This is a genomic window from Brachybacterium sacelli (assembly GCF_017876545.1).
GTDB lineage: Bacteria > Actinomycetota > Actinomycetes > Actinomycetales > Dermabacteraceae > Brachybacterium > Brachybacterium sacelli.
On sequence record NZ_JAGIOD010000002.1, the window covers coordinates 489,269 to 511,654 of the forward strand.

Annotated in this window: 21 protein-coding genes; 7 read left to right on the top strand and 14 right to left on the bottom strand. The window is 71.0% G+C overall.

What is annotated here, in order from left to right:
* Window positions 1-163: 163 nt before the first annotated feature.
* A complete protein-coding gene (locus tag JOF43_RS16455) occupies window positions 164-979 on the top strand; it encodes a phosphatase PAP2 family protein (RefSeq protein ID WP_209904025.1) in 816 nt (271 codons plus the stop codon).
* 53 nt (window positions 980-1,032) lie between these two features.
* On the opposite strand, the gene JOF43_RS16460 is transcribed toward JOF43_RS16455, so the two are convergent.
* Window positions 1,033-1,473 carry a VOC family protein gene (locus JOF43_RS16460; protein WP_209904027.1) on the bottom strand — a complete coding sequence of 147 codons (441 nt, stop codon included), beginning with the start codon at window positions 1,471-1,473 and terminating at the stop codon, window positions 1,033-1,035.
* Window positions 1,474-1,579: 106 nt separating this feature from the next.
* Here JOF43_RS16460 and JOF43_RS16465 point away from each other — a divergent pair, with 106 nt between their 5' ends.
* Window positions 1,580-2,083, top strand: a complete 504-nt coding sequence (locus tag JOF43_RS16465; RefSeq protein ID WP_209904029.1) for a GNAT family N-acetyltransferase — start codon at window positions 1,580-1,582, stop codon at window positions 2,081-2,083.
* Window positions 2,084-2,138: 55 nt separating this feature from the next.
* Here JOF43_RS16465 and JOF43_RS16470 read toward each other — a convergent pair whose 3' ends face one another.
* Both JOF43_RS16470 and JOF43_RS23035 read right to left on the bottom strand, forming a co-directional pair.
* On the bottom strand, window positions 2,139-2,714 hold the full coding sequence (locus tag JOF43_RS16470) for a 1-acyl-sn-glycerol-3-phosphate acyltransferase (RefSeq protein ID WP_209904031.1): 576 nt from the start codon (window positions 2,712-2,714) through the stop codon (window positions 2,139-2,141).
* Window positions 2,715-2,838: 124 nt separating this feature from the next.
* Complete coding sequence (locus JOF43_RS23035; RefSeq protein ID WP_209904033.1) at window positions 2,839-3,753, bottom strand: DUF3152 domain-containing protein; 915 nt, start codon at window positions 3,751-3,753, stop codon at window positions 2,839-2,841.
* A gap of 175 nt (window positions 3,754-3,928) precedes the next feature.
* Here JOF43_RS23035 and JOF43_RS16480 point away from each other — a divergent pair, with 175 nt between their 5' ends.
* Complete coding sequence (locus tag JOF43_RS16480) at window positions 3,929-6,298, top strand: sodium-translocating pyrophosphatase (protein WP_209904035.1); 2,370 nt, start codon at window positions 3,929-3,931, stop codon at window positions 6,296-6,298.
* A 175-nt stretch (window positions 6,299-6,473) separates the two neighbouring features.
* Here the strand turns inward: JOF43_RS16480 and JOF43_RS16485 are convergent, their stop codons facing one another.
* The 7 genes from JOF43_RS16485 to JOF43_RS16515 all read right to left on the bottom strand — a co-directional run bounded on the left by JOF43_RS16485 (window position 6,474) and on the right by JOF43_RS16515 (window position 11,870).
* The gene (locus JOF43_RS16485) at window positions 6,474-7,256 is read right to left on the bottom strand and encodes a MerR family transcriptional regulator (RefSeq protein WP_209904037.1); all 783 of its coding nucleotides are present in this window, start codon (window positions 7,254-7,256) and stop codon (window positions 6,474-6,476) included.
* A gap of 94 nt (window positions 7,257-7,350) precedes the next feature.
* The gene (locus JOF43_RS16490) at window positions 7,351-8,148 is read right to left on the bottom strand and encodes a VOC family protein (protein WP_209904039.1); all 798 of its coding nucleotides are present in this window, start codon (window positions 8,146-8,148) and stop codon (window positions 7,351-7,353) included.
* Between the two features lie 97 nt (window positions 8,149-8,245).
* The gene (locus tag JOF43_RS16495; RefSeq protein ID WP_209904041.1) at window positions 8,246-8,989 is read right to left on the bottom strand and encodes a helix-turn-helix transcriptional regulator; all 744 of its coding nucleotides are present in this window, start codon (window positions 8,987-8,989) and stop codon (window positions 8,246-8,248) included.
* A gap of 22 nt (window positions 8,990-9,011) precedes the next feature.
* Window positions 9,012-9,452 carry an alternative ribosome rescue aminoacyl-tRNA hydrolase ArfB gene (gene arfB / locus JOF43_RS16500; protein ID WP_209904042.1) on the bottom strand — a complete coding sequence of 147 codons (441 nt, stop codon included), beginning with the start codon at window positions 9,450-9,452 and terminating at the stop codon, window positions 9,012-9,014.
* A gap of 74 nt (window positions 9,453-9,526) precedes the next feature.
* On the bottom strand, window positions 9,527-10,408 hold the full coding sequence (locus tag JOF43_RS16505; RefSeq protein WP_209904044.1) for a phosphotransferase enzyme family protein: 882 nt from the start codon (window positions 10,406-10,408) through the stop codon (window positions 9,527-9,529).
* Window positions 10,405-10,965: a DinB family protein gene (locus JOF43_RS16510; RefSeq protein WP_342592216.1), complete on the bottom strand. Its 561-nt coding sequence runs from the start codon at window positions 10,963-10,965 to the stop codon at window positions 10,405-10,407. The genes JOF43_RS16505 and JOF43_RS16510 overlap by 4 nt, the downstream gene beginning before the upstream one ends.
* Window positions 10,962-11,870, bottom strand: a complete 909-nt coding sequence (locus JOF43_RS16515; RefSeq protein ID WP_209904046.1) for an SDR family oxidoreductase — start codon at window positions 11,868-11,870, stop codon at window positions 10,962-10,964. Before JOF43_RS16515 ends, JOF43_RS16510 begins: the two co-directional genes overlap by 4 nt.
* Before the next feature lie 180 nt (window positions 11,871-12,050).
* Between JOF43_RS16515 and JOF43_RS16520 the strand changes: the two genes are divergently transcribed.
* Entirely contained in the window at window positions 12,051-12,998 is a 948-nt protein-coding gene (locus tag JOF43_RS16520) for an L-lactate dehydrogenase (protein WP_209904048.1), read from the top strand.
* Between the two features lie 63 nt (window positions 12,999-13,061).
* On the opposite strand, the gene JOF43_RS16525 is transcribed toward JOF43_RS16520, so the two are convergent.
* Window positions 13,062-13,556, bottom strand: coding sequence for a flavin reductase family protein (locus JOF43_RS16525; protein ID WP_209904050.1), 495 nt, complete (start codon window positions 13,554-13,556; stop codon window positions 13,062-13,064).
* 249 nt (window positions 13,557-13,805) lie between these two features.
* On the opposite strand from JOF43_RS16525, the gene JOF43_RS16530 reads away from it, so the two are divergent.
* From JOF43_RS16530 to JOF43_RS16540, 3 genes are all read left to right on the top strand, one after another.
* Window positions 13,806-15,800 carry a BCCT family transporter gene (locus JOF43_RS16530; protein WP_209904051.1) on the top strand — a complete coding sequence of 665 codons (1,995 nt, stop codon included), beginning with the start codon at window positions 13,806-13,808 and terminating at the stop codon, window positions 15,798-15,800.
* The gene (betC, locus tag JOF43_RS16535) at window positions 15,797-17,383 is read left to right on the top strand and encodes a choline-sulfatase (protein ID WP_209904053.1); all 1,587 of its coding nucleotides are present in this window, start codon (window positions 15,797-15,799) and stop codon (window positions 17,381-17,383) included. The genes JOF43_RS16530 and betC overlap by 4 nt, the downstream gene beginning before the upstream one ends.
* Window positions 17,384-17,511: 128 nt before the next feature.
* A complete protein-coding gene (locus tag JOF43_RS16540; RefSeq protein WP_209904055.1) occupies window positions 17,512-18,774 on the top strand; it encodes a phospholipase D-like domain-containing protein in 1,263 nt (420 codons plus the stop codon).
* 102 nt (window positions 18,775-18,876) lie between these two features.
* Here JOF43_RS16540 and JOF43_RS16545 read toward each other — a convergent pair whose 3' ends face one another.
* From JOF43_RS16545 to JOF43_RS16555, 3 genes are all read right to left on the bottom strand, one after another.
* A complete protein-coding gene (locus JOF43_RS16545) occupies window positions 18,877-20,295 on the bottom strand; it encodes a sodium:solute symporter family protein (RefSeq protein WP_209904056.1) in 1,419 nt (472 codons plus the stop codon).
* A 33-nt stretch (window positions 20,296-20,328) separates the two neighbouring features.
* Window positions 20,329-21,567: a metal-dependent hydrolase family protein gene (locus JOF43_RS16550; RefSeq protein ID WP_342592217.1), complete on the bottom strand. Its 1,239-nt coding sequence runs from the start codon at window positions 21,565-21,567 to the stop codon at window positions 20,329-20,331.
* A gap of 106 nt (window positions 21,568-21,673) precedes the next feature.
* Window positions 21,674-22,297: a TetR/AcrR family transcriptional regulator gene (locus JOF43_RS16555; protein ID WP_209904060.1), complete on the bottom strand. Its 624-nt coding sequence runs from the start codon at window positions 22,295-22,297 to the stop codon at window positions 21,674-21,676.
* Window positions 22,298-22,386: the final 89 nt, after the last annotated feature.

Genomic DNA, 22,386 nt, shown 5'->3' on the forward strand with positions numbered 1-22,386 from the left:
TCCTTCCTCTGCGGAGTGCGGTGCTCCCATCATCCTGCGTCGAGGAGAGCATCGCGCCGGGGGCGACGAACTGCCCGTTTCGTCCTGTTGACCCAGCAGTTGAGCGTGAAGTAGGCCTCTGCGCGCTGGTTGGTCAGGAGAAGCCGTCTAGACTCTCACAGCGATGGTCGCCGATTCTCAGAGGTCCCCCGACGCCCCGATCGACTCACCGCTCGACCGCGGCCTGTTCCAGGCTCGGGGCGGGAGCTGGATCGGCCGTTTGACCTCCCCGTGGACGCTCGGGATAAGTCTGCTCGCGGTGATCCTCATCGCCGGAGGCCCCCTGCAGCAGCTGGACCTGTTCCTGGCCAAGATGTGGCTCTACCGTCTCGAGCCCGACCTGATCTGGTTCGCGCAGAACGTCCTGGACCGCATCGCCAGCAACGCGGTCTGCCTGCCCATCCTGTCCGTCATCGCGATCGTGCTCGCGCGGCGTCGGCGCACCTGGCGTCCTATCGTGTTCACCCTCCTGACCGAGGCCGCCTTCCTCATCGGGGTCGGCGGGATGAAGATCCTGCTGGCGCGCGGAGTGACCTACGATCGCGACCCGCGGTTCTTCCAGGCCGGCTACTTCGAGATGGGGTCCGAAGGGATCAGCTTCCCCTCCGGGCACGCCGCGGAGGCCGTGCTCATCTACGGCGCAGCCGTGTATCTGATCGCCTGCTACAGCAGCGCCTCCCCGCGGGTGGTGCGGCTGCTGTGCTGGGGTGTCGGCGTGATCACGGTCAACTCCGTGACGGTCTCCTTCATGCTGGGCTGGCATTGGGCCAGTGACCTCGTCGGCGGCGTGCTCGCCGGCGGACTGTTCCTGCGCCTCCTGATCGACTGGGACCGACGCGGCCGAGCACGGCTCGCCACCGCGGACGACCCCGGCTCGACTCCTGTCGCAGACCCCACGAGCACGGCCGGCGCGGCGCGCGCCACGGACCGCCCCGACTGACGCGGACGGAGCGGGACGGCGCCGGTGGTCGTCGAGTCCTTCGTGGTGACGCCTCAGCCGACCGATTCTGCCAGAGCGACGATGATCCCCTCCGGCCCGCGCAGGTAGCACAGGCGATACGCCTGCTCGTACTGCACGATCTCCCCGATCAGCTCTCCTCCGTGCTGCTGCAGGTGCGCGACCGTCGCGTCGACGTCGTCGACCTCGAACATCACGGAGCGGTAGCCCAGGCCATGGGGTTCGTCCTTCGGCCGGTCACCGCCGACGGCGGCGGGGGAGGAGAACCGGGAGAGCTCGATCCGGCCGCTTCCGTCCGGGGTGCGGAGCATGGCGATCTCGGTGTGCATGCCCGCCAGTCCCGTGACCCTCTCGGACCAGTCACCGCTGACCTCTGCCCGTCCCTCGATCTCCAGTCCGAGCTCGGAGAAGAAGCGGATCGTGGCGTCGAGGTCCTCGACGATGAGACCGATGTGATCCATCCGCAGAGTGCTCATGTCCCGTCACGGTAGACCCTTCGTCGCGACGTGGCCATGATGCGCGGGCACGCGATCGGAGCGCCGCACCGCCTCCGCCGAGACTGGACGGGCCAGGGTCGAACCCATGCGCACCGACATCGTCGTCCGGCAGGCCCGCGCGGAAGAGGCCGAGGAGATCTCTGCTCTGGCCCTGCGTTCCAAGAGCCACTGGGGATACGACGAGGAGTTCCTCCGGGCGTGCCGGGACGAGCTGACGGTGACCCCCGAGATGTGCACTTCGGGCACGGTGCGGGTTGCGGTGCAGGACACCCGGATCCTGGGCTACCACCGCCTCGCGGGTTCTCCTGCGCACGGGGAGCTCTCCGCGCTCTTCGTCGATCTCGAGGTGATCGGGCACGGTATCGGCGGCGTGCTGCTCGAGGACGCCCTCGCCCTCGCGACGGCGCGAGGATTCCGGAGCCTCGTGCTCGATGCCGACCCCGGGGCCGAGCTGTTCTACCGCCGATTCGGAGCGGTCCGTCTCGGCGAATCCCCCAGCGGCTCGATCCCGGGCCGCACTCTGCCGAGGTTGCGGTTCGACCTCACGACCGGGACGACACCTTCGCAGCGCCGAGCCGAGGACGGTTGAGCACAGGGACCGATCGTGAGTGCCGGGCCGATGGGCCGCGACCGCTCGCGACGCCTCACCCCTCCCGCTCCTCCTCGCGCAGTCGCGGCTCGACCCGCTTGTGCGGGTGGACGCCACCCTTGTCGGCGTAGAACGCACGGATCCGATCCATGTCCGCAGTGACATCCCCGGTGAGAGTAAAGGTCGGGCCGAGCCCGGTGGTCCGCGTCGGCCGATCGACATACCCGAGAGTCAGCGGCATCCCGGTGGCTCGCGCGATCCGGTAGAAGCCGGACTTCCAGTGGGTGTTGCCGCTGCGGGTGCCGTCCGGGGTGACGACCAGGCAGAACTCCTCACCCGCGTGCACCCTGGCCACGACGTCGTCGACGACACGGCTCGGATCCGAGCGGTCGACGGGGATTCCTCCGAGGGCGCGCATCAGCGGGCCGCGCCAGCCGACGAACAGGCTGTGCTTGCCCAGCCAGCGCACGTGGATCCCCAGCCGCCAGGCGATCGCGAGCATGAGCACGAAATCCCAGTTGGAGGTGTGCGGGGCGCCGACCAGCACGGTGGACCGGTCCGGGCCCGGCTGCGTGGAGAGTCTCCAGCGGCTCAGTGACCAGAACGCACGAGAGAGAAGGCGTCGCAGCACACGGGCCACTGTAGAGCAGTCCGCGGTGGTCGATGCCCGGCGGCGTCGGGCTGAGACGACGGCGCCGGGCTGTGCTCTCGGCGCCGTGCTGAGCCAGCAGCGCCGGGTCGAGACAGGTGGGCGCTCATCTCCCGCCGTCGGTCAGCGGCCAGGAGTTCGGCTCGCACCCCTGAAGGCTCATCGACTGCTGCAGCATCACGGGCGCGGGCTGTCCCTCGCCGCCGCACGAGGCGTGGTCATGACCCAGGAAGTGGCCCACTTCGTGGTTGACCATGTAGGCGCGGTACGCCGGGAGGTCCTCATAGGTGGGTGTCATGGTCTTCCACCGGTCCGAGTTCAGCACCACGTCCTCGCCGACCCGGCAGTTCCACAGTCCCTGGGTCCGGGCCGGCAGGCAGAGCTCATCGGCGGTGGGCGGGGACGCGAGGGAGATCGTGAAATCCGCCTGCTCGGCGGAGGCGACCCGCTGGAAGGCGACGTCCTCGAGCGAGGTCCACCCGCGTTCGTCGGCCAGGATGCCCTCGATCTCGCCGGCCACCTCCTCGGCATCGAGGTCGATGCCGCTCTCCACGCGCACCGCGTAGGTGTGGACGGTGCCCGCCTCGGGCTCCGACCCGTCGTCGGCCTCCGCCAGGGTCCAGGTCCCGTCGCCCGTGTCGCCGGTGCGCTCGATCTCCTCCGTCGTCGATGTCGCGGCCGCCTTCGCGTCGGAGGCGGGGGTCTCGGCCTCCGGCGTCGCGGACGCGGCCTCGGCCGGCTCCGCCCCGCCCGCGTCCGACGCCCCTCCGCTGTCCGACGCACCAGGGTCATCGGATGCACCTCCGGCGTCGGATGCGTCGCGGGAACCCGCGTCCTCGGCCGTCGCGCTGGTCGCGGACGCGGCCGCGGAGGGCGCGTCCCCGTCGCCCGCGAGCGCGCGCACCACGGCGGTCACGGCGAGGACGAGGAGGATCAGCACCACCAGGACCAGTCCTGTGCGCAGGAGCCGGCCTCGGCGCGTGAGCTCGAGGGGTGGGTGGTCGTCCGGCGGGGGAGTCACGCCGTCAGGGTAGGCGACCTCGTGCGCCTCGGACGGCGGCGCGCGGACATCCCCCGGGGGTATTCTCCGCCGCCGATTCCGGCTAAGGTGCCCGACACACGCGTGGCCGTGGCCTCAGCGAGGGGCGCCGCGCCATGAAGGAACTCTCGGCCCACGACGACGTGCGGAGGACCTGATGACACCCGAAACGATAGAGCTGTCCGCGGCGAGTCTCTCCATCGTCGGCGTGATCGTGGTGATCGCCCTGGTGGCGATCGCGATGGCGCTGCGCTTCCGGACCGAGGTGCTCCGGGCCGATGTCGGCACGACGACCATGAACACGGTCGCCGCAGCGGTGCAGGAAGGTGCCGCGGCCTATCTGCGCCGGCAGTTCCGCACCCTGGGCGTGTTCGCGGTGATCGCCTTCGTGCTGCTGCTCCTGCTGCCGACGCACGGTGCGACGGGGGCGGAGGGGGTGCTGCTGCGCGGGGCGCGCTCGGTGGCCTTCGTCGGGGGCGCTGCGTTCTCCGGTCTGATCGGCTACCTGGGCATGTGGCTGGCCGTGCGTGCGAACGTGCGGGTGGCCGCCGCCGCGCGGGTCGCGGGACGGGACCCGGCGATGCAGATCGCCGTCCGCACCGGTGCCTGCGTGGGGATGGCGACGATCGGCTTCGGCCTGCTGGGCGCCGGGGCGGTGGTGCTGCTGTTCCGCAGCGACGCACCGCTGGTCCTGGAGGGCTTCGGATTCGGTGCGGCGACGGTGGCGATGTTCATGCGCGTCGGCGGCGGCATCTTCACCAAGGCCGCCGACGTCGGCGCCGACCTGGTGGGGAAGGTGGAGCAGAACATCCCCGAGGACGACCCCCGCAACGCCGCGACCATCGCCGACAACGTCGGCGACAACGTGGGCGACTGCGCGGGCATGGCCGCGGACCTCTTCGAGTCCTACGCGGTCACGCTGGTCGCGGCGCTGATTCTGGGCAAAGCCGCCTTCGGGGAGGCCGGGATGGTCTTCCCCCTGCTGGTCCCCGCGATCGGGGTGATCACGGCCCTGATCGGCATCTACCTGACCGTGGCGCGCTCCGGGGAGAGCGCCCTGCGCGCGATCCGCCGCGCGTTCCTGCTCTCCGCCGTGGTCTCTGCACTGCTGTGCACGGTGGCGGCATTCGTCTACCTGCCGGGGAGCTTCGCCGAGCTCGGCATCGAGGAGGTGACCGCGGCCGTCGACGACCCGCGCGCGGTCGCCTCCGTCTCCGTGGTGATCGGCATCGTGCTCGGAGTGCTGATCCTGTTCCTGACCGGGTACTACACCAGCACGGAGGACAGGCCCGTCCGCCAGGTCGCCGGGACCTCGCGCACCGGCGCGGCGACGGTGATCCTCGCCGGCTTCTCCCTGGGGCTGGAGTCCGCGGTGTTCACCGCCCTGGTGATCGCCGCAGCGGTCTTCGCGACCTTCCTGATCGGCGGTGCCGGCATCGCGGGGCTCTTCGCGGTCGCCCTGGCCGGCTGCGGGCTGCTCACCACCGTCGGCGTCATCGTCGCGATGGACACCTTCGGACCGGTGACCGACAACGCCCAGGGCATCGCCGAGATGTCGGGGGACGTCGACGACGAGGGCGCCCAGGTGCTGACCGAGCTCGACGCCGTGGGCAACACGACCAAGGCGATCACCAAGGGGATCGCGATCGCCACCGCGGTGCTCGCCGCGACCGCGCTGTTCGGTTCCTACACCGACGCCATCCGCGGCGTGCTCGGGGACCGCTACCAGGACTTCTTGGACCAGTCCGTCGTGTTCGCCCCGCAGACCCTGGTCGGGGTGATCACCGGCGCCGCGGTGGTGTTCCTGTTCTCCGGCCTCGCGATCAGCGCGGTCGGACGGGCCGCCGGGGCCGTGGTCCTCGAGGTCCGACGCCAGTTCCGTGAGATCACCGGGATCATGGACGGCAGCGCGAAGCCCGAGTACGGCCGGGTCGTCGACATCGTCACCAGGGACTCCCTGCGCGAGCTGGCCACTCCGGGACTGCTCGCGGTCGCCGCCCCGATCGCCGTCGGCTTCGGGCTCGGGGCCCCCGCGCTGGCGGGCTATCTGGGCGGCGCCATCGCCACCGGTGTGCTGATGGCGATCCTGCTCGCCAATTCCGGCGGCGCGTGGGACAACGCGAAGAAGATCGTCGAGGACGGATATCACGGCGGCAAGGGCTCCCCGGCCCACGAGGCCACCATCATCGGCGACACCGTCGGCGACCCGTTCAAGGATACCGCCGGGCCGTCGATCAACCCTCTGATCAAGGTGATGAACCTGGTCGCCGTGCTGATCGCCCCGGCGGTGGTCGGGATGTCCGCGCTCAGCGGGGACCAGAACCCGCTGCGGTTCGCGATCGCCGCCGCGGCCGTGGCCGCGATCGCCGTGGCCGTGGGGATCTCCATCCGGCGCGGCGTCGTGCTGGATGCCCCGACGGACGACGAGTCGGAGCCGGGAACCGCCGAGGAGCCTCTCGCCGCGGAGACGGCCGCCGAGGGGACCCCCGGACGCCGCCACGCAGAGCCTGCCGACGAGGAGCGCTGACGGGGTCGCCGCGCCCGCGTGCCGCACGGAACCTGTCGGCGCGGTGCGCTGACTCGACCTGCGGTTCGTGAACCCGACGCTGCTGGTCGCGCGGGTCGGCGACACGGACGACTGAGCGCACCGTCGGACTGCTCGCGCCTGCTGAGGGCCGCGGACCGTTCAACGAATTCTTCGCTCAGCGATCGCCGGCTGCTCGTCTCCGCTCCCGTCCCCGCGGTCCGGAGGGTGGCGCGGGGTCCTGGTCGGGCTGCTGGGCGAGCAGCTCGTCCAGGCGTCCCAGCACCTGCAGCTGCGCGGGGTTGTACAGCTCCACCAGGGCGTGAGCCATCGCTTCGCGGGCCGCATGCCCGCCGTCCGGTGCGCTCGGCGTGGGGTCCACCAGCCCGGGGTGCTCGCGGCGTGTCCTCCGTGTCCCCGGCACCATCCGTCGTGCGAGGTCGTCGATGACGTCCGCGTCGGCATCCGCGGGCAGCTCCTCGAACTCGCGGTCGGTCTCCTGGGGGTCGGCCAGAGCCTCGCGGAACTCCTCCACCGCCGAGGCGTCGAAGACGGTCGCGTACACGGCGAGCAGGGACTGCTGCGCGTCGGTGAGCCCGGGGGCGAGCTCGGCGAAACCGGCCGGGGTCACCGCCGGCGCGCGGTGCTCGAGGACCTGGGCCAGATCGGCTCGTGCCCGCGTCAGCCGCGCGATCGACTCCTCGAGCTCGGCGTCGACCCGACGGAGCTGGTCGCGAGCGTCGGGATCGTCGCGATCCACCGCGGCGATCTGCGCCAGGGGGATCCCGAGCTCGCTCAGCCGGGTGATCTGCAGCAACCGGATCAGGTGGGCGGCCCGGTAGAGCTTGTAGCCGTTGGCGGCGCGCTCGGGCTCGGGGAGCAGGCCCACCTTGTGATAGTGCCGCACCGTGTTCACGCTGGTGCGCGCGAGCTCGGCGAGCTGTCGGGTGCTCCAGGTCATGCATCGTCTCCGTCCTGGGGGCGCCGGCGGGGCCGCGGCGTCGGTCTGCATTCATCATCGCGCAGCCCGCCCGTCCGGCGACCCCGGCGCGTCCTCAGGCCTCGCCGACCGCCTCGCTCATCGCGCTGATCTGGAACGTGGAACCGGAGGGATCGGCGATCGTGGCGATGCGACCGAAGGGTGAGTCGACCGGGCCGTCCAGGATCTTCCCGCCCAGTTCGGTGACTCTCGCCAGCGCCGGCTCGGAGGCCTCGACGGCGAAGTAGATGCGCCACCCGGTGGCCTCTGCGGGCATCACGCCCGTCGCATCGCACATGCCCCAGCTCGCACTGTCGCTGGAACCGTTGGTCGCGTAGCGGAAGGAATCCTCCTCCATGGGCTCGCCCATCGCCACCAGGTGCGCGTCGAAGACCGCGGTGTAGAAGGCGGAGGCCGCATCGAACTGGTGGGTCATCAGCTCGAACCAGACGGGGCAGCCGGGGCTGCCGGTGAACTCGAAGCCTTCGAGGTCTCCGGCCTGCCACAGGCCGATCGTCGCCCCGGTGGCATCGAGGGCGATGGCCATGCGGCCGGAGTCGCCGATGGCATCGGGTGGGACGACGACGGTGCCCCCGTTCTCGGTGACCTTCGCGGCGCGTGCGTCGACGTCGTCGACCGCGAGGTACACCCCCCACTCGGCGACCAGAGGGTCGCCCGCCGGACAGGTCATCCCCGTGACATCCATCAGCCCGCCCACGAGAGCGCCGTCGTTGCGGATCAGGTGATAGTGGTTGAAGGTCTCGCCGAGATCCTCGAACTCCCAGCCGAACAGTCCGGAGTAGAAGGTCTTCGCTGCCGCGAGGTCGGTGACACTGGCGTCGAGCCAGGTGCTGGTGCCGGTCGTGGTGGTCATGTCTCCTCCTGGAGTGGGCGGGCTCGCGGGCCCGAGATGGTGACTCCACGCTAGGCGCGCGGCGAGCGGGTTCTTTGTCCGATCCTGCGCATCGCGATCATCGGGTGCAGAGACTGGGCAGGGCCGTCAGCAGCGGTGGGCGCGGGGTCGTGGGGGCGGCGAAACGCAGCGTGACCTGCCCGGACCGGGTGATCGGAACGGGATGGACAGCGACCACCGGGGCCGTCGGCGCCAATTGGTCGAGGGGATCGGCGTGCAGGGGCACCGCGAATCCCAGCAGGAACGGGGCACCCGGGCACAGCGGGAGCCGGACCGACTCGGTCCCCGAGACCAGCACGCCTGAGAGGGGCAGACCGATCGGGGCCGGATGCGGGTACCAGCCCACCCAGATCGAGGGGTCGCCGCGCGGGCTGAACCCCTCCGACAGCTCGAGGCGTGCGCTGACGGCTCCCGGCCCGGGGGACAGCAGGGAGAAGGGCAGCGGGGGCTTGTCGCTGAGATGATCGGCGAGATGGCGCAGCCGTCCCGGTGGCACGCCGACCGTGGCGCGGAAGCGGCGGGTGAAGCTGGAGAGGGAGTCGAAGCCGACGGCGGTGGCCACGTCGATCACGGCATCGGCGTCGGTTAGGAGCAGGCGCTTCGCCATGTCGATCCGGAGCGCGGTGAGGTACTGGCCGGGGCCGATCCCGACCTGTCGGGCGAAGAGCCGGGAGAAGTGGAACGGGCTGTATCCGGCGTGGTCGGCGAGGTCGGTGACGCTGAGCTCGGCGGGGCTCCGGCGGGCGAGATCGAGCGCGGAGGTGAGAGCATCCTCCGTCGCAGGTGCTGTGAGCGAGGTCACGGCACCGAGTGTACGGCGGGGCTCAGTCGATGCCGGGCCGTCTGCGGTTCTGCTTGGTCTGCGCGCGCTGTCGCTTGCTCTCGAGTCGGCGTCGCTGCGCGCCGCGGGTGCGCCGGGTCGGTCGACGCACCGCGGGCGGCGCCACGGCCTCGCGCAGCAGCCCGGCGAGACGCTCGCGGGCCGCGACGCGATTGCGGCGTTGGGATCGGTGCTCCTCGGCGCTGACGGTGAGCACGGTGCCCGCCAGGCGAGGGGCGAGATGATCCAGGGTGCGGGCGCGCTGGTCGTCGTCCAGCGCGGTGGTGGTGGCCAGGTCGAGGCCCAGCTGCACCCGGGAGTCGGCGGTGTTCACGCCCTGCCCGCCGGGTCCGGAGGAGCGGGAGAACTGCTCGGTGAGCTCTGCGGCGGGGACCCTCAGGCCGTGCGGTGCCCCGGGACCCGGGGTCACCAGCAGATCGTCCATCCCTCGAGTGTGCCGCACTCGCACGGCACCGGGCTCAGCGCCGAGCGCGGTGGCGTGGAGGGTTCCTTCACTATCTAGCCGCGCTCCAGACGGCGTGACAGCGAGCTCTCGCGACGCAGGCCCTCGAGCTCCCACCGCTCGGGCTGCCGGTCACGGCGCAGATGGAAGGCGGCCAGGGTCAGCAGCTGTGCCCACCAGTCCACCAGGAGCATGCGCCATTCGTGGTCGGTCAGCGGATCGATCCGGTCCAGGGCGAGCACCAGGTCGTCGTACCGGCAGCGCCAGGTCATCATCAGCTCGGTGACGCGGCGGTCGACGCTGGCGAGCTCGAGGTCCAGCAGCCCGGTCAGCCGTTCGCCCTCCCACAGCAGGTTCCAGTCGGTGAGGTCGCCGTGGACCAGGACGGTCCGGGACGCCGACCAGTCGATGCCCTCGGCCAGTGACCTCGCCTGCTCGTGCCGTCGCTGCAGCCACGCACGGTCCTCGGGATCGGTGCACCGGCTCAGCACGTCCTCGGCGTCGGCGGCGGTGAGGATCGCCAGATGATCGGGGGTGTCGGGGCGGGGGCGGAGGCGTTCCCGCGGGAACGTCTCCGCATGCCAGTCGGCCAGGAGCCGGGCTCGCTCCGGGGCGGTCGTGGTGCGGGCCTGTCCGGGGAGGAAGTGCTCGAGCGTCCACCAGCCGCCGGCGTGCTCGATCGGCTCGCCGAGAGGGCGTGCCGTCGGCCATCCCGTCTCGGCCGCCAGCTCGCGCATCTCGGCCTGCCACGCGACGCTCAGCCCGAGCTGGTCGTGCCCGCGCTCGAGCAGGTCGTGATGCCGGCGCAGGACGAGGTCCTGGTCCCCGCGGCGCATCCGCCACCCGAGGTTGCTGCGTGCGGGCAGGGTCGCGACGAGGTCGAGGTCGAGCCGTGCCGCGAGTTCCGCCGCCTCACCCGTGAGATCGTGCGCGGTCACTGCCCGACCCGACCGTCGATGCACTCCCGCAGCAGATCGGCGTGCCCGCAATGGCGCGCGTACTCCTCGATGCGGTGCACCAGCAGCTCCCGGATCGCGATCTGCTCGCGGCCGACGCGCTCGCCGAGATCCCGGTGCGCGCCCAGGGCCTCATCCGTCCAGCGCTGCTCCCGGGCCAGGTCGGCGAAGGCCGCGTCGACCAGAGCCTGGTCGGCTCGTGCTCCGTCGAAGTCGGCGTCGTGGGGGCCGTAGAGGCGCGACAGCGGCTCCTCGGGGGAGATCCAGGTGCGCCAGTCCCGCTCCGTCTCGCCGAGATGGCGCACCAGCCCCAGCAGCGACATCGTCGAGGGCGGCACGGACCGGCGCGCGAGCTGCTCGGGCGTGAGGCCCTCGCATTTCATGAGCAGGGTGTGGCGGTAGTCCGCCAGGTACTCCTCGAGCGTGGCCAGCTCGCCGTCGGGGCTCGCCCCGTCGCTGTTGCGAGGATCGTCCTGCGGGTTCACCCACATGTCGGGGTAGACCGTCGCCCGGGTCCAGCGCTGGAGTCCTTCGCTCACGACCCGGTCCGGCCTCTGGGTCCACCCGCTCGAAGGAGCGGACGTGCCTTCGCCCGCAGCGACCAGAACATCATCCGCGCCATCGCCATCGGGCTGTAGTGGGCTCCGTCGACGTACGGCCGGTCGGAACGCAGCGCCGCGTCGGCCCCGCCGTCGACGAACACGATCTGCCCGGCCATGAAGGAGTTCTGCTCGCTGACCATCCAGCTGATCGCGTCCGCCACGGCCCGGATCGGCCCGGGCAGGCCGAGCGGCTGGGGGAGCGCGGTGCGCAGGACGTTGAGCTGGTCCTGATCGGCGAGCATCACGTCCCGCGCGGTGTCGGTCTCCACCAGGCCGGGGGCGACGACGTTGACGACCACGCCGGTGCCCGCCCATTCCTCGGCGGTCGCCGACTGGCGCACCCACCGGTTCAGCGCGATCGCCGCGGACCGCGACAGCTCCCCGCCCCGGCCGCTCGCGACGGCGACCTCCGCGGCGGCGCCGGCCAGTTCCTCGTCCCCGCGCAGGCAGGCGCTGATGACGTCGCCGTCCCCGGCGGTCAGCGAGGAGGCCGAGGTGACCAGCACGACGCGCGGGGACCGTTTCCGGCGCAGCACGACGCGCAGGCCGGCCAGCACCGCGAGGGAGCCGAAGTAGTCCTCGTGCACCGTGCGCTCCGAGGCCGTGACGGGTCCGGTCACCAGCACCAGCCCGTCGATGCCTCCCGGCGCGCGGCGGCCGACCTCCTGGACCAGCTGATCGCGCCCCGGATCGTCGGCGAGGTCCGCGCGCACGTCGATCTCCGGGCCCTGACCACAGCGGATGACCCGCGCGCCGTGGTCCTCTAGCGTCCCCGCGACGGATGCACCGATGCCGCCGTCGGCCCCGGTGACGACGTAGGTGCGACCCTCATGGAGGGGCATGGCGGCTCCCTGGTCCGTGACGTTCTCGTCGAGCGCTCCCGACGACCTGGTTCCGAGATTACGCGCGAAGTCCGCGGAGGTCACGGCTCGGGCCGCTCCCGCGGGCGATCACCCGCCGCCGGGGCACGGGCGGGACGGGCGTCCCTTCCCGGGTGTCCGTGCGCTCCGTAGTCTGATCTCATGATCGAGAACTCGAAACTGACCGTCGTCGGGGCGGGCGCCGTCGGCTCGAGCGTCGCCTACGCCGGCCTCATCCGCGGCTCGGCGCGTCACATCGCGCTCTACGACATCGACCCCGCGAAGACCGAGGCGGAGGTCCTCGACCTCGCCCACGGCACCCTGTTCACCGGCAGCAGCGACATCGCCGGCGGCTCCGACATCGAGGTCGCGGAAGGCTCCCACGTCGTGGTGATCACCGCCGGTGCCAAGCAGCGCCCCGGCCAGACCCGCCTCGACCTCGCCGCGACCAATGCGCGGATCATCGGCGACCTCGTCCCGCGGCTGCTGGAGGTCGCGCCCGACGCGATCCTCGTGATCGTGACCAACCCCTGTGACGTGCTCACGATGCTGGCCCACGAGGCCTCCGGCCTGCCCGCCGAGCGGGTGTTCGCCTCGGGGACGGTGCTGGACTCCTCGCGGCTGCGCTGGGAGATCGCGCGCCGCGCCGACGTGGCGGCCGGCAGCGTCCACGCCCAGATCATCGGCGAGCACGGCGATTCGGAATTCCCCCTGTGGTCCGCCGCCCGCATCGGTGCAGTCCCGATCCTGCAGTGGCGTCGCGACGGCGAGCTCCTGTTCACCCGCGAGCAGCTCGACGCGATCGCGGCCGACGTGCGCGACGCGGCGTACCGGGTGATCCGTGGCAAGGGGGCGACGAACTATGCGATAGGCCTGTCCAGCGCCCGGATCGTCGAGGCGATCCTGCGCGACGAGCACGCCGTGCTCCCGGTCGCCCCGGTGCTCAGCGACTTCCACGGCATCGACGGCGTCGCCCTGTCGGTGCCGAGCATCGTCAGCGCCGAGGGCGCCCGGCCCCTGCACGAGACCCCCTTCTCCGGGGAGGAGCTCGCCACCCTGCGCGACTCGGCCGAAGCACTGCGCGGGGTCGCCGCGGACCTCCGCGGCTGACGACGCCGCCGGCCGCGCGGTGGATGCCGGCCGCGGAGAGGACGCCGGCCCCCGTTCGCGGAGTCAGGCCGGCAGGTCCTTCGCGGAGAGCTCCTTGAACGCGCTGCGATGGAACACCATCGCGTGCGCCCCCGGCACGCTGTCGATCGTGAGCACCTCCAGCAGCACCATGTCGTGATCCCCGGCGGCCGTGGTGGCGTAGATCTGCGTGGTCATCGTGGCCGGGGCGTCCTCGAGCGTCAGCGCACCCGTCCCGTCGACCTCGACGCCCACCCCGGCGAAACGGCGCTCCCGGTTCGTCGAGGCCAGCTGACGGGCGACGCCGGACTGGTCGCGGCCCAGCAGCGAGACCCCCAGCCCGGGACGCTCCGCCAGCAGCGGCCAGGTCTGCGAGGAGTGCTGGACGGCGAGCGCGACCAGCGGCGGGTCCAAGGAGACCCCTACCGTGAAGGTCGAGGCCACCAGCCCGTGCGGCACCCCGTCGATCTCGGCCGCGACGAGGACCACACCCTGGGGGAAGTGGGAGAAGGCCTCGCGCAAGGTGGAGTCGGTCAGCATGCTGTGCACGATAGGCCCGTGGCGGCGTGCGATGCCCGGGTGCTTCTCCATGTGGGACCCGCTCGCGGAGCGACGCACCTCACCCTGGAGGGGCGGGGGTGAGCGGGAGGCGACATCCGTCCTGGGCACGGCGAAGTCACGGGCCGATACCGACTCGCGGCAGCTCGGCTCGTCCCCTGTACGGTCGTGGAGGGGCCGTGTGGTCCCGCAGCCTGTCCCTGCCCCCGACGTGAACGGAGTCGCACTGCGATGAACGACGACGAGCCCGCCGCCCGCCGGAAGCGGCCCGACAGGGAGGCACGGGCGGATCGTCCTGCCGGTCACCCCCTGGCGAGCATCGACTACTCGCGTCCCCAGTACCCCCACGACATCCACCCGGCGCTGGTGCCGGGGATCGGGATCGACGAGCAGCGCCGCCGCTACGGCATCGACAAGGTCGTCTTCGGCGTCGCCGGGGTGCTCACGGTGGCCTTCGTGATCTGGGGCATCGCGGACCCGGCGGGCGTCGGCGAGGTCGCCGACGTCGCGTACGCCTGGACCATGAGCCACCTCGGCTGGCTGTTCAACGCGGTCGCCACCGTGGTGCTGGTCTCGCTGCTGATCCTGGCCTTCTCCCGGTACGGGAAGATCATCCTGGGCAAGGACGGGGAGAAGCCCGAGTTCTCCACCTTCTCCTGGGTGGCGATGCTGTTCGCCGCCGGACTCGGCATCGGCGTGATGTTCTGGGGCCCCTCGGAGCCGCTGACCTACTTCCTCACGCCGCCTCCGCTGACGAACGAGCCGGAATCGGTCGAGGCGATGCACCTCGCGCTCGCCCAGACCTACTACCACTGGGGATTCCATGCCTGGGCGATGTACGCCCTGGTGGGCGGCGCCGTCGCCTACGCCGCGTACCGGCGCGGCCGCACCCTGCTGATGTCCTCGATCTTCCAGCGCCTGTTCGGCAAGCGGCTCACCGACGGCTGGGCCGGGCAGCTGGTGGACATCTTCGCGATCATCGCGACCCTGTTCGGCACCGCCGCCGCCCTGGGGATAGCCGTGCTGCAGATCGGCGAGGGCGTCGTGATCGTCTCCGGCGCCTCGGAGCTGACCAACACCATGATGATCCTGATCATCGGCGTGCTCTCGGCCGGCTTCGTGATCTCGGCCGTCTCCGGGGTCTCGCGCGGCATCCGCTACCTCTCGAACATCAACATCGTGCTCACGATCGGTTTCGCGGGGCTGCTGTTCATCCTGGGGCCCACCCTGTTCCTGCTGAACCTGCTGCCCTCGGCGGTCATGGAGTACATCGGCTCGCTGTTCCAGATGATGGCGCGCTCGGCCTCCTGGGGCCAGGCGACGCTGGACTTCCAGTCCACGTGGACCGTCTACTACTGGGCCTGGTGGATCTCCTGGTCGCCCTTCGTCGGCGTCTTCATCGCCCGCATCTCGCGCGGTCGCACGATCCGCCAGTTCCTCCTCGGCGTCATCCTCATCCCCTCGTCCCTGCTGTTCGTGGCCTACGGGATCATGGGCGGCACCGCGATCTCGATGTACCGGGACGGGCAGCTGGGCGAACTGGAGGAAGTGGTCCCTGCCCAGGTGCTGTTCTCGATGGCGGAGAACCTGCCGCTGTCCAACGTCCTCCCCCTCCTGATCATGGCCATCCTCGCGATCTTCTTCATCACCGCCGCGGACTCCGCCTCGGTGGTGATGGGCATCCTCACCACCCGGGGGAGTCAGAGCCCACCGAAGCTGGTGGTCGTCTTCTGGGGCCTGGTGATGGGCGGGATCGCCGTGGTGATGCTGCTGCTGGGAGACGAGAGCGCACTGGAGGGGCTGCAATCGCTAGTGATCATCACGGCGGTGCCGTTCGCCCTGGTCATGCTGCTGATCATCGTCGCCTGGTTCCGGGAGCTGCGCAGCGACCCGTACACCCTGCGCCAGCAGTACGCCGAGGCCGCGGTCAGCAATGCGGTGGTCGACGGCGTGGACCGCTACGACGACGACTTCAGCCTGCAGGTGGTGCGCACCGAGCCCGGCGAGGGTGCCGGTGCGGACGTCGACTCCACCCATGAGGAGTACACCGGCTGGTACCAGCGCACCGACGAGGAGGGTGAGCCGGTCGGCTTCGACTTCGCCACCGGGGAATGGGCCGACGGATGGCGCCCGGAGACCGGGGAGATCGAGACGGTCCCGCCCGATGCGCACGAGAACCCCGACCTCGATCCCGACACGACCCCGAGAGAGGACCCCCGAGCATGAGACCGAACATCGTCGTCATCCAGGCCGATCAGATGGCCGCCCAGGCGCTCGGCGCCTACGGCGACCCGGCCGCCCGCACTCCGCACATCGATGCCCTGGCGGCCGATGCCGCCGTGTACGACCGGGCGTACTGCACCACCCCGCTGTGCGCTCCCTCCCGCGCGTCGATGATGACGGGACGGATGCCCTCGGACATCGGCTGCTACGACAACGGCGACGACTTCGCCGCCTCGACGCCGACGTTCGCCCACCATCTGCGGGCGGCCGGCTACCACACGGCGCTCGTCGGCCGGATGCACTTCATCGGGCCCGATCAGCACCACGGCTTCGAGCAGCGCCTGACCACGGACGTCTACCCGGCGGACATGGACATGGTCCCGGACTGGCGCCGTGACCCGGCCGAACGTCTGCAGTGGTATCACGACGCCGACGCGGTCTTCACCGCCGGGGTCTCCCAGGCGACGGTCCAGCAGGACTTCGACGACGAGGTGGGCTTCCGCACCCTGCGCCACCTCAACGACCGGGTGCGGGCGAATCGTGCCGCGGGGGAGCGGATCCCCTTCCTGATGGTCACCAGCTTCATCCATCCCCACGACCCGTACGAGCCGCCGCAGGAGCACTGGGATCGCTTCGCGGACGTCGACATCCCCGATCCCGCGCACCCGGAGGTCCCCGATCCCGCGCAGGACCCCCACAGCCACCGGCTGCGGGCGATGAGCGGCTTCGACCGTCGCGAACCCAGCGGCGAGGAGGTGCGGCGGGCCCGGCGCTCCTACTACGCCGCGGTGAGCTACATCGACGACCACATCGGCGGGATCCGGGAGCGGCTGAAGACCCTGGGCCTGGCGGACGAGACCATCATCATCGTCACCAGCGACCACGGCGACATGCTCGGTGAGAAGGGCCTGTGGTTCAAGATGTCGCCCTACGAGGAGTCCTCCCGGGTGCCGCTGATCATCCACGGCCCCGATCACCTCGTGCCGGGCGGACGCTATGCGAACCCGGTCTCGCTGTTGGACCTCATGCCCACCCTGCTCGAGCTCGCCGACGCCGAGCAGACGGAGGCCTCCGGCGGCATGCTCGAGGCCGGGGCGATCCCGCCCGCGCGCCAGGGTCTCTCGCTGCTGGAGTCCGCCCGCCGTGAGCGCCGCGGCACGACGGCCCCGACGGACCGCGACGTGGTCATCGAGTACCTCGCCGAGGGCACCCTGCGTCCGCAGCTGACGCTGGTGCGCGGCCGGTACAAGCTCGTGGTCTGCCCCGGCGACCCCGACCAGCTGTTCGACCTGGAGACCGACCCTCGCGAACTGCGCAGCGTGGCGGACGCCCCGGAGCACGCGGAGGTGGCGGCCGGGATGCGCGCCGAGCTCGAGGCGCAGTACGACCTCGCCGGCCTCGAGGCGGGGGTCCTCACCAGCCAGTCACGTCGTCGCCTGGTGGCGGAGGCGCTCCAGCAGGGCACCGCCCGCCACTGGGACTTCGAGCCCGATCCCGAGCAGCGTTACGTCCGCGGCGACTTCTGGGGCGCGGTGCAGTTCGGGCAGATCCGGAACGCGCAGGGCCAGGCTGCCGACGGAGCCTGACAGCCGGCTGGCCCCGGTCCTCCCGGCGCCGCTGCGCGCCGGGGCGGCCGACGGCTGGTCCAGGTGCCGTCCGCACGGCGGTGAGCGCCGGCGGCGTCCCGTCGCGTCACCGACAGTAGGGTGAGCCCATGACGAAGCCACGCAGCGCCCTCCTCGCGGACGGGCGCCGGATCCTCGTGAGGTCGGCCGCGACGGCCGCCGGGGCGTTGGTCGGCGCGCAGGCACTCGTCATCGCGACTCTGGTGGTGGTCGACGGAGTCAAGGAGCGCGGCCGCAAGGTGCGCGGCGCGCCGCGCCCCGGGACGTTCCACGCGCAGGTGGAGCAGTCGCAGCTCAGCATCTACACCTCGGGGGCCACGCTCTACGACGACATGATCGAGGCGATCGACTCGGCCCGCACCTCGATCCAGATGGAGACCTTCATCTGGAAGGGTGACGAGGTGGGCCAACGGTTCATGGATGCCTTGAACGGTGCCGCAGAGCGAGGCGTCGAGGTCCACGTGATCTACGACGGGTTCGCCAACCTGGTGGTGCGGCGCTCGTTCTACCGGCAGTTCTCCGAGCGGATCCACGTCTGGAGGATGCCGCTCGTGCGCCGGAAGTTCTGGAAGGGGATCATCCGGCTCTCCGGGCTCAACCATTCCAAGATCATGGTCGTGGACCACCACATCGGCTTCGTCGGCGGATACAACATCGGCGCGCCCTACGCCCTGCGGTGGCGCGACACCCACCTGAGGGAGATCGGTCCTGCCGTGTGGGAACTGCGCAATGCCATCGCGCAGGTCTGGAACGAGGGCCGTGAGGCCGACGACCAGATCGCGTGGGTCCCGCCGCGCAGTGGGGACCCGGAGGTGCGGGTGGCCGCGAACCTTCCTGTGCAACTGGTCTACCCCATCCGCGGCACCTACCTGGCGGCGATCGAGCGCGCCCGGAGCCATATCTTCATCACGACCCCGTATTTCGTCCCCGACCAGCAGATCCTCGCCGCACTCGTCAAGGCTGCGCAGCGCGGGGTCGACGTGCGCGTGATGCTCCCCGAGGAGTCCAACCACATCGTCGCCGACTGGGTCTCGCGCGGCTTCTACGGGCAGATGCTCGATGCGGGGATCACGATCCTGCTGTACCGCGCGGCGATGATCCACGCGAAGACGGCCACGATCGACGGCCGGTGGTCCACGGTGGGCACCGCGAACATCGACCGCCTCTCCCTGTCGTTCAACTACGAGACCAACGTCGAGATCATCGATCCGGGCTTCGCCGCCCAGATCGAGAAGATCTACAAGGCCGACTCCGAGCATTGCGAGATGCTCACCTCTCCGGACTGGCGCGACCGCCATCCCATGGCGCGCCTCGCCGAAGTGATCCTCTCCCCGCTGCGCTCACTGCTGTGACCTCACCGCCGTCCCACGCCCGGCGGGTGCGCAGGGAGGGCCGGCGGGACGACGCAGAGCTCGGCGCGCCTGGCCGACCGATCGGGCGGGCCGGCGAGGAGGTCAGCGGCTTGGCGCCGCCATGGACTCCGGCTCATCCACCCGTCCTCGAGTGGTCAGCAGTGACACCCCGACCAGGGAGAGGACGGCGAGCGGCAGGGCGACCAGGACCGAGTTCAGCTCGTCGGAGCGACCGGTCACCTCCCAGACGATCGTCGCGAGAGCTCCGACCGCCATCGCGCTCAGCGCACCGGCCGCCGTGGCGCGCTTCCAGAACAGACCGGCGAACAGCACGGGCGTGATGGTCGCGCCGTACATCGTGTAGGCGTACATCTGCAGGGCGAGCACGCTGGGGAAGAAGCTCACCATCACGAATCCGAGCGTCGCGACGACCAGCACCGCGATCCGGCCGATCCAGAGGTTCTGCCGGTCCGTCGGGGGCTGTGAGCGTCGCACCTGCCCCACGAGATCGTGGACCACGTTGGCCGAGCAGGTCAGCAGGTAGGACGAACCCGTGGTGACGATCAGGGCGAAGGCACCGGCCAGCAGCGCCCCGCCGATCACTCCGGGGGTGAACGCCCCGTCCGAGAGGGACAGGACGGCCATGTCGGGCTCGATGCCGGGCTGCAGGACCGAGCTTGCGACGCCGAGCACGGCGATCGGGATGATCATGACGACGGCGCCGAGGATGAAGACCACCGCCCCCTGGAATGCGGCCTTCGGGCTCTTGGCCGCTGCCAGGCGCTGGTACATGTTCTGGTCCCCGAGCAGCAGCACGAAGGCGGGCAGCGCGAACCCGAGCATCTGCAGGGCGCTCAGGCCCCCGAGCGGGCCGAGGTCCGTGCGGGCGCGGGAGATCTCCCCGGCGTCCGATCCCATGTCCACGCCGACGACGAAGAAGACGGTGACCCACAGGGCGAACACGATCATCACGGACGAGAGGAAGTCGGTCCAGGCCACCGACTTCAGCCCACCCGAGAGGGCGAGGAAGGTGATCAGCACCGCGGCGAGGACGGCTCCGGACTGTTCACCGAGCGGGGTGATGAGGCTGATGATGTAGCCCGCCCCCGTGAACTGGTAGGCGGTGATGCCGATGAAGGCGATCAGGATCGTCACGGTCCCGGCGACCCGCACCGCCTTGCCGTAGCGCCTGTCGAACAGCTCGGGGACGGTGTGCCCGGCGCGCTCGCGCACCCGCCGGGCCAGGAACACCAGGATCAGGGAGCCGGTGACGGTGCCGGAGAAGAACAGCAGCCCGGCCGTGAGCCCGTAGGTGTAGGCGAAGTTCGCGGCGCCGATGATCGACCCGGAGCCGACGAACGTCGCGAGCATGGTCCCGCCGAGGACCGGGGCGGGCAGCGAGCGGCCGGCGAGGACGAAGTCCTCCCCCGAGGAGGTCTCCTTGGCGCGACCGAACCAGGCGCCGACGGCGACCATCACGATGACGTAGCAGATGAGGACGGCGATGTGCGCAATGTTCATGCGGATGCTCCGGGAGCGTCGGGGGAGTCGTGGTCAGCTCTCGCCGCGACGCGAGACGATGTGGCCGCCCTGGACGACCATCACGGGATCAGGGTCGGAGAGGAGAGCGATGTCCTGCAACGGGTCACCGTCCAGGACCACGAGGTCCGCGCAGGCGTCCTCTCGGATCACCCCGAGCTCGCCGTCGCGCTGCAGCAGCTTCGCGGCGGTGACCGTCGCGGCGCGCAGGATCGCCAGCGGCTCCTGGTGGCGGGCCCGGATCTCGAACTCCTTCGACTGGTGGACCTGCATGCCGCCCAGCAGGTCCGTGCCGAAGCACAGCTGGAGCTCCTCCTCGTCGGCGATCCGCAGGGCGTTCTCCCCGGCGGTCAGCACGTCGTCGACCTTCCGCTGGCTGGCCTCGGGCAGTCCCATGGACGCTCCGAACTCCTTCAGCGCCCAGTAGGTCACCAGGTTCATGGTGACGAAGGCGCCGGCCTCCCGGATCTTCCGTGCAGTCGGGCGGTCCATGAGGTTCGCGTGCTCGATCGAGCGGACCCCGGCCTCGAGGGCGCGGGAGATCGCTCCCGGGGTGTAGGCGTGGGCGGCGACGTAGCGGTTGGCGTCGTGCGCCTCCTCGACGGCCGCGCGCATCTCGGCCGGGGAGTACTGGATGGAGTCCACCCGGTCGGTGGGGGAGGCGACACCGCCGCCGGCCATGATCTTCAGGTGATGGGAGCCGGTGCGCAGCTGATCACGCGCCGCCCGTCGCACGGCGTCGGGGCCGTCGGCGAGGAGCCCGAGACCTGTGCAGCACGATGCCCCGAGGGACTTCTGCTGGCCGGGACGTCGGTTGTCCGCGTGTCCGCCGGTCTGGGAGAGCGACTTGCCGCCGTAGAACAGGCGTGGTCCGCGCAGCAGGCCCTCGCTCTGGGCGGCGGCCAGGCCGTGGTCGGCGCCGCCGGTGTCCCGCACGGTGGTGAAGCCGCGGTCCAGCATGTCGCCCATCAGCCGCGCCGCCTGGAGAGCCGCGTAGGACGGCGCCTCGGTCTCGAGCTCCGCGAGGTTCGCCGTCATCGCGTACACGTGGACGTGACAGTCGATGAGGCCAGGGATCACGTGGCGGCCGGAGAGGTCCACGACGTCGACGTCCTCACCGGCGCTGCGGGCGGCGCGTTCCGCACCGTCGATCCGTGCGAAGCGGCCGTCGGCGACCTCGAGATCTCCGGTGCGCCACACCCCGCTGTCGACATCCAGATACCGGGCGTTGGTGAAGACCGTCGAGGGGGTCACGCAGATTCTCCTGAGCGTCGGGGGTCGCGCGGTGCATGCCACGGTATACGCTCTCCTGCCCCCTGGGGGAACCGTGCGATATCCGGCCCGCTGCGGGCTGCGCGGCTCAGCGGCCCTCGCGCCAGGGCGCCTCGAGCTCGGCGGCGTCGGGCGCGGGTCCGGCCAGTGCGGGCGCGTCGGTCGACGCCAGCGCGTGCAGGGCGAGGTCGACATACCGTCGCCGCAGCGTCGCGGCGCGATCGGGATCGGCGGCCTCCACCCCGGCCACCATGGTCGCGATCAGGGTGAGGTCCGCGCCGGTGATGTCCGCGCGCGCCCGATGCGATGCGATGGCACGGTCCACGAGCTCCTGCATGGCCACGTTCCCCCGGTGCGCGACCTCGAAGAGCTCCTCGGGCGGGTCGAAGGTGCCCAGCAGACCGCCGGTCCGGAGGGTGCCGGAGCTCGCGTACCAGGCGAGGAATCCCGCCAGTCCGTCCCAGGGGTCCGGGACCGACAGGGCCGAGCACGCTTCGTCGGCGATCGAGGTCAGGGCGTGCTGCGCCACGGCCACCAGCAGGGCGTCCTTGGAGGGATAGCGCCGGTAGAGCGTCGCCTGACCGACACCCGCCCTGCGCGCGACGGCCGACATCGCAGCGGCGGGGTCGTGGCTGAACACGTCGAGGGCGGCATCGAGCACCAGGGTGTCGTTGCGGCGGGCTTCTGCCTGTCGTCCACGGGGAGCGGTCATCCTCGAATCGTATCGGACAGAGTCAGTCCGGTTGTGGTACGTTCAAACGGACAAAGTGAGTCCGATCAAAATTCCCAGGAGTGATGCAC

What these genes read in the sequence shown, in the direction of transcription:
- JOF43_RS16455 (WP_209904025.1), top strand. Translation starts at nt 164, where the DNA reads ATGGTCGCCGATTCTCAGAGGTCCCCCGACGCCCCGATCGACTCACCG.
- JOF43_RS16460 (WP_209904027.1), bottom strand. Translation starts at nt 1,473, where the DNA reads ATGAGCACTCTGCGGATGGATCACATCGGTCTCATCGTCGAGGACCTC.
- JOF43_RS16465 (WP_209904029.1), top strand. Translation starts at nt 1,580, where the DNA reads ATGCGCACCGACATCGTCGTCCGGCAGGCCCGCGCGGAAGAGGCCGAG.
- JOF43_RS16480 (WP_209904035.1), top strand. Translation starts at nt 3,929, where the DNA reads ATGACACCCGAAACGATAGAGCTGTCCGCGGCGAGTCTCTCCATCGTC.
- JOF43_RS16485 (WP_209904037.1), bottom strand. Translation starts at nt 7,256, where the DNA reads ATGACCTGGAGCACCCGACAGCTCGCCGAGCTCGCGCGCACCAGCGTG.
- JOF43_RS16490 (WP_209904039.1), bottom strand. Translation starts at nt 8,148, where the DNA reads ATGACCACCACGACCGGCACCAGCACCTGGCTCGACGCCAGTGTCACC.
- arfB (WP_209904042.1), bottom strand. Translation starts at nt 9,452, where the DNA reads ATGGACGATCTGCTGGTGACCCCGGGTCCCGGGGCACCGCACGGCCTG.
- JOF43_RS16515 (WP_209904046.1), bottom strand. Translation starts at nt 11,870, where the DNA reads ATGCCCCTCCATGAGGGTCGCACCTACGTCGTCACCGGGGCCGACGGC.
- JOF43_RS16520 (WP_209904048.1), top strand. Translation starts at nt 12,051, where the DNA reads ATGATCGAGAACTCGAAACTGACCGTCGTCGGGGCGGGCGCCGTCGGC.
- JOF43_RS16525 (WP_209904050.1), bottom strand. Translation starts at nt 13,556, where the DNA reads ATGCTGACCGACTCCACCTTGCGCGAGGCCTTCTCCCACTTCCCCCAG.
- JOF43_RS16530 (WP_209904051.1), top strand. Translation starts at nt 13,806, where the DNA reads ATGAACGACGACGAGCCCGCCGCCCGCCGGAAGCGGCCCGACAGGGAG.
- betC (WP_209904053.1), top strand. Translation starts at nt 15,797, where the DNA reads ATGAGACCGAACATCGTCGTCATCCAGGCCGATCAGATGGCCGCCCAG.
- JOF43_RS16540 (WP_209904055.1), top strand. Translation starts at nt 17,512, where the DNA reads ATGACGAAGCCACGCAGCGCCCTCCTCGCGGACGGGCGCCGGATCCTC.
- JOF43_RS16545 (WP_209904056.1), bottom strand. Translation starts at nt 20,295, where the DNA reads ATGAACATTGCGCACATCGCCGTCCTCATCTGCTACGTCATCGTGATG.
- JOF43_RS16555 (WP_209904060.1), bottom strand. Translation starts at nt 22,297, where the DNA reads ATGACCGCTCCCCGTGGACGACAGGCAGAAGCCCGCCGCAACGACACC.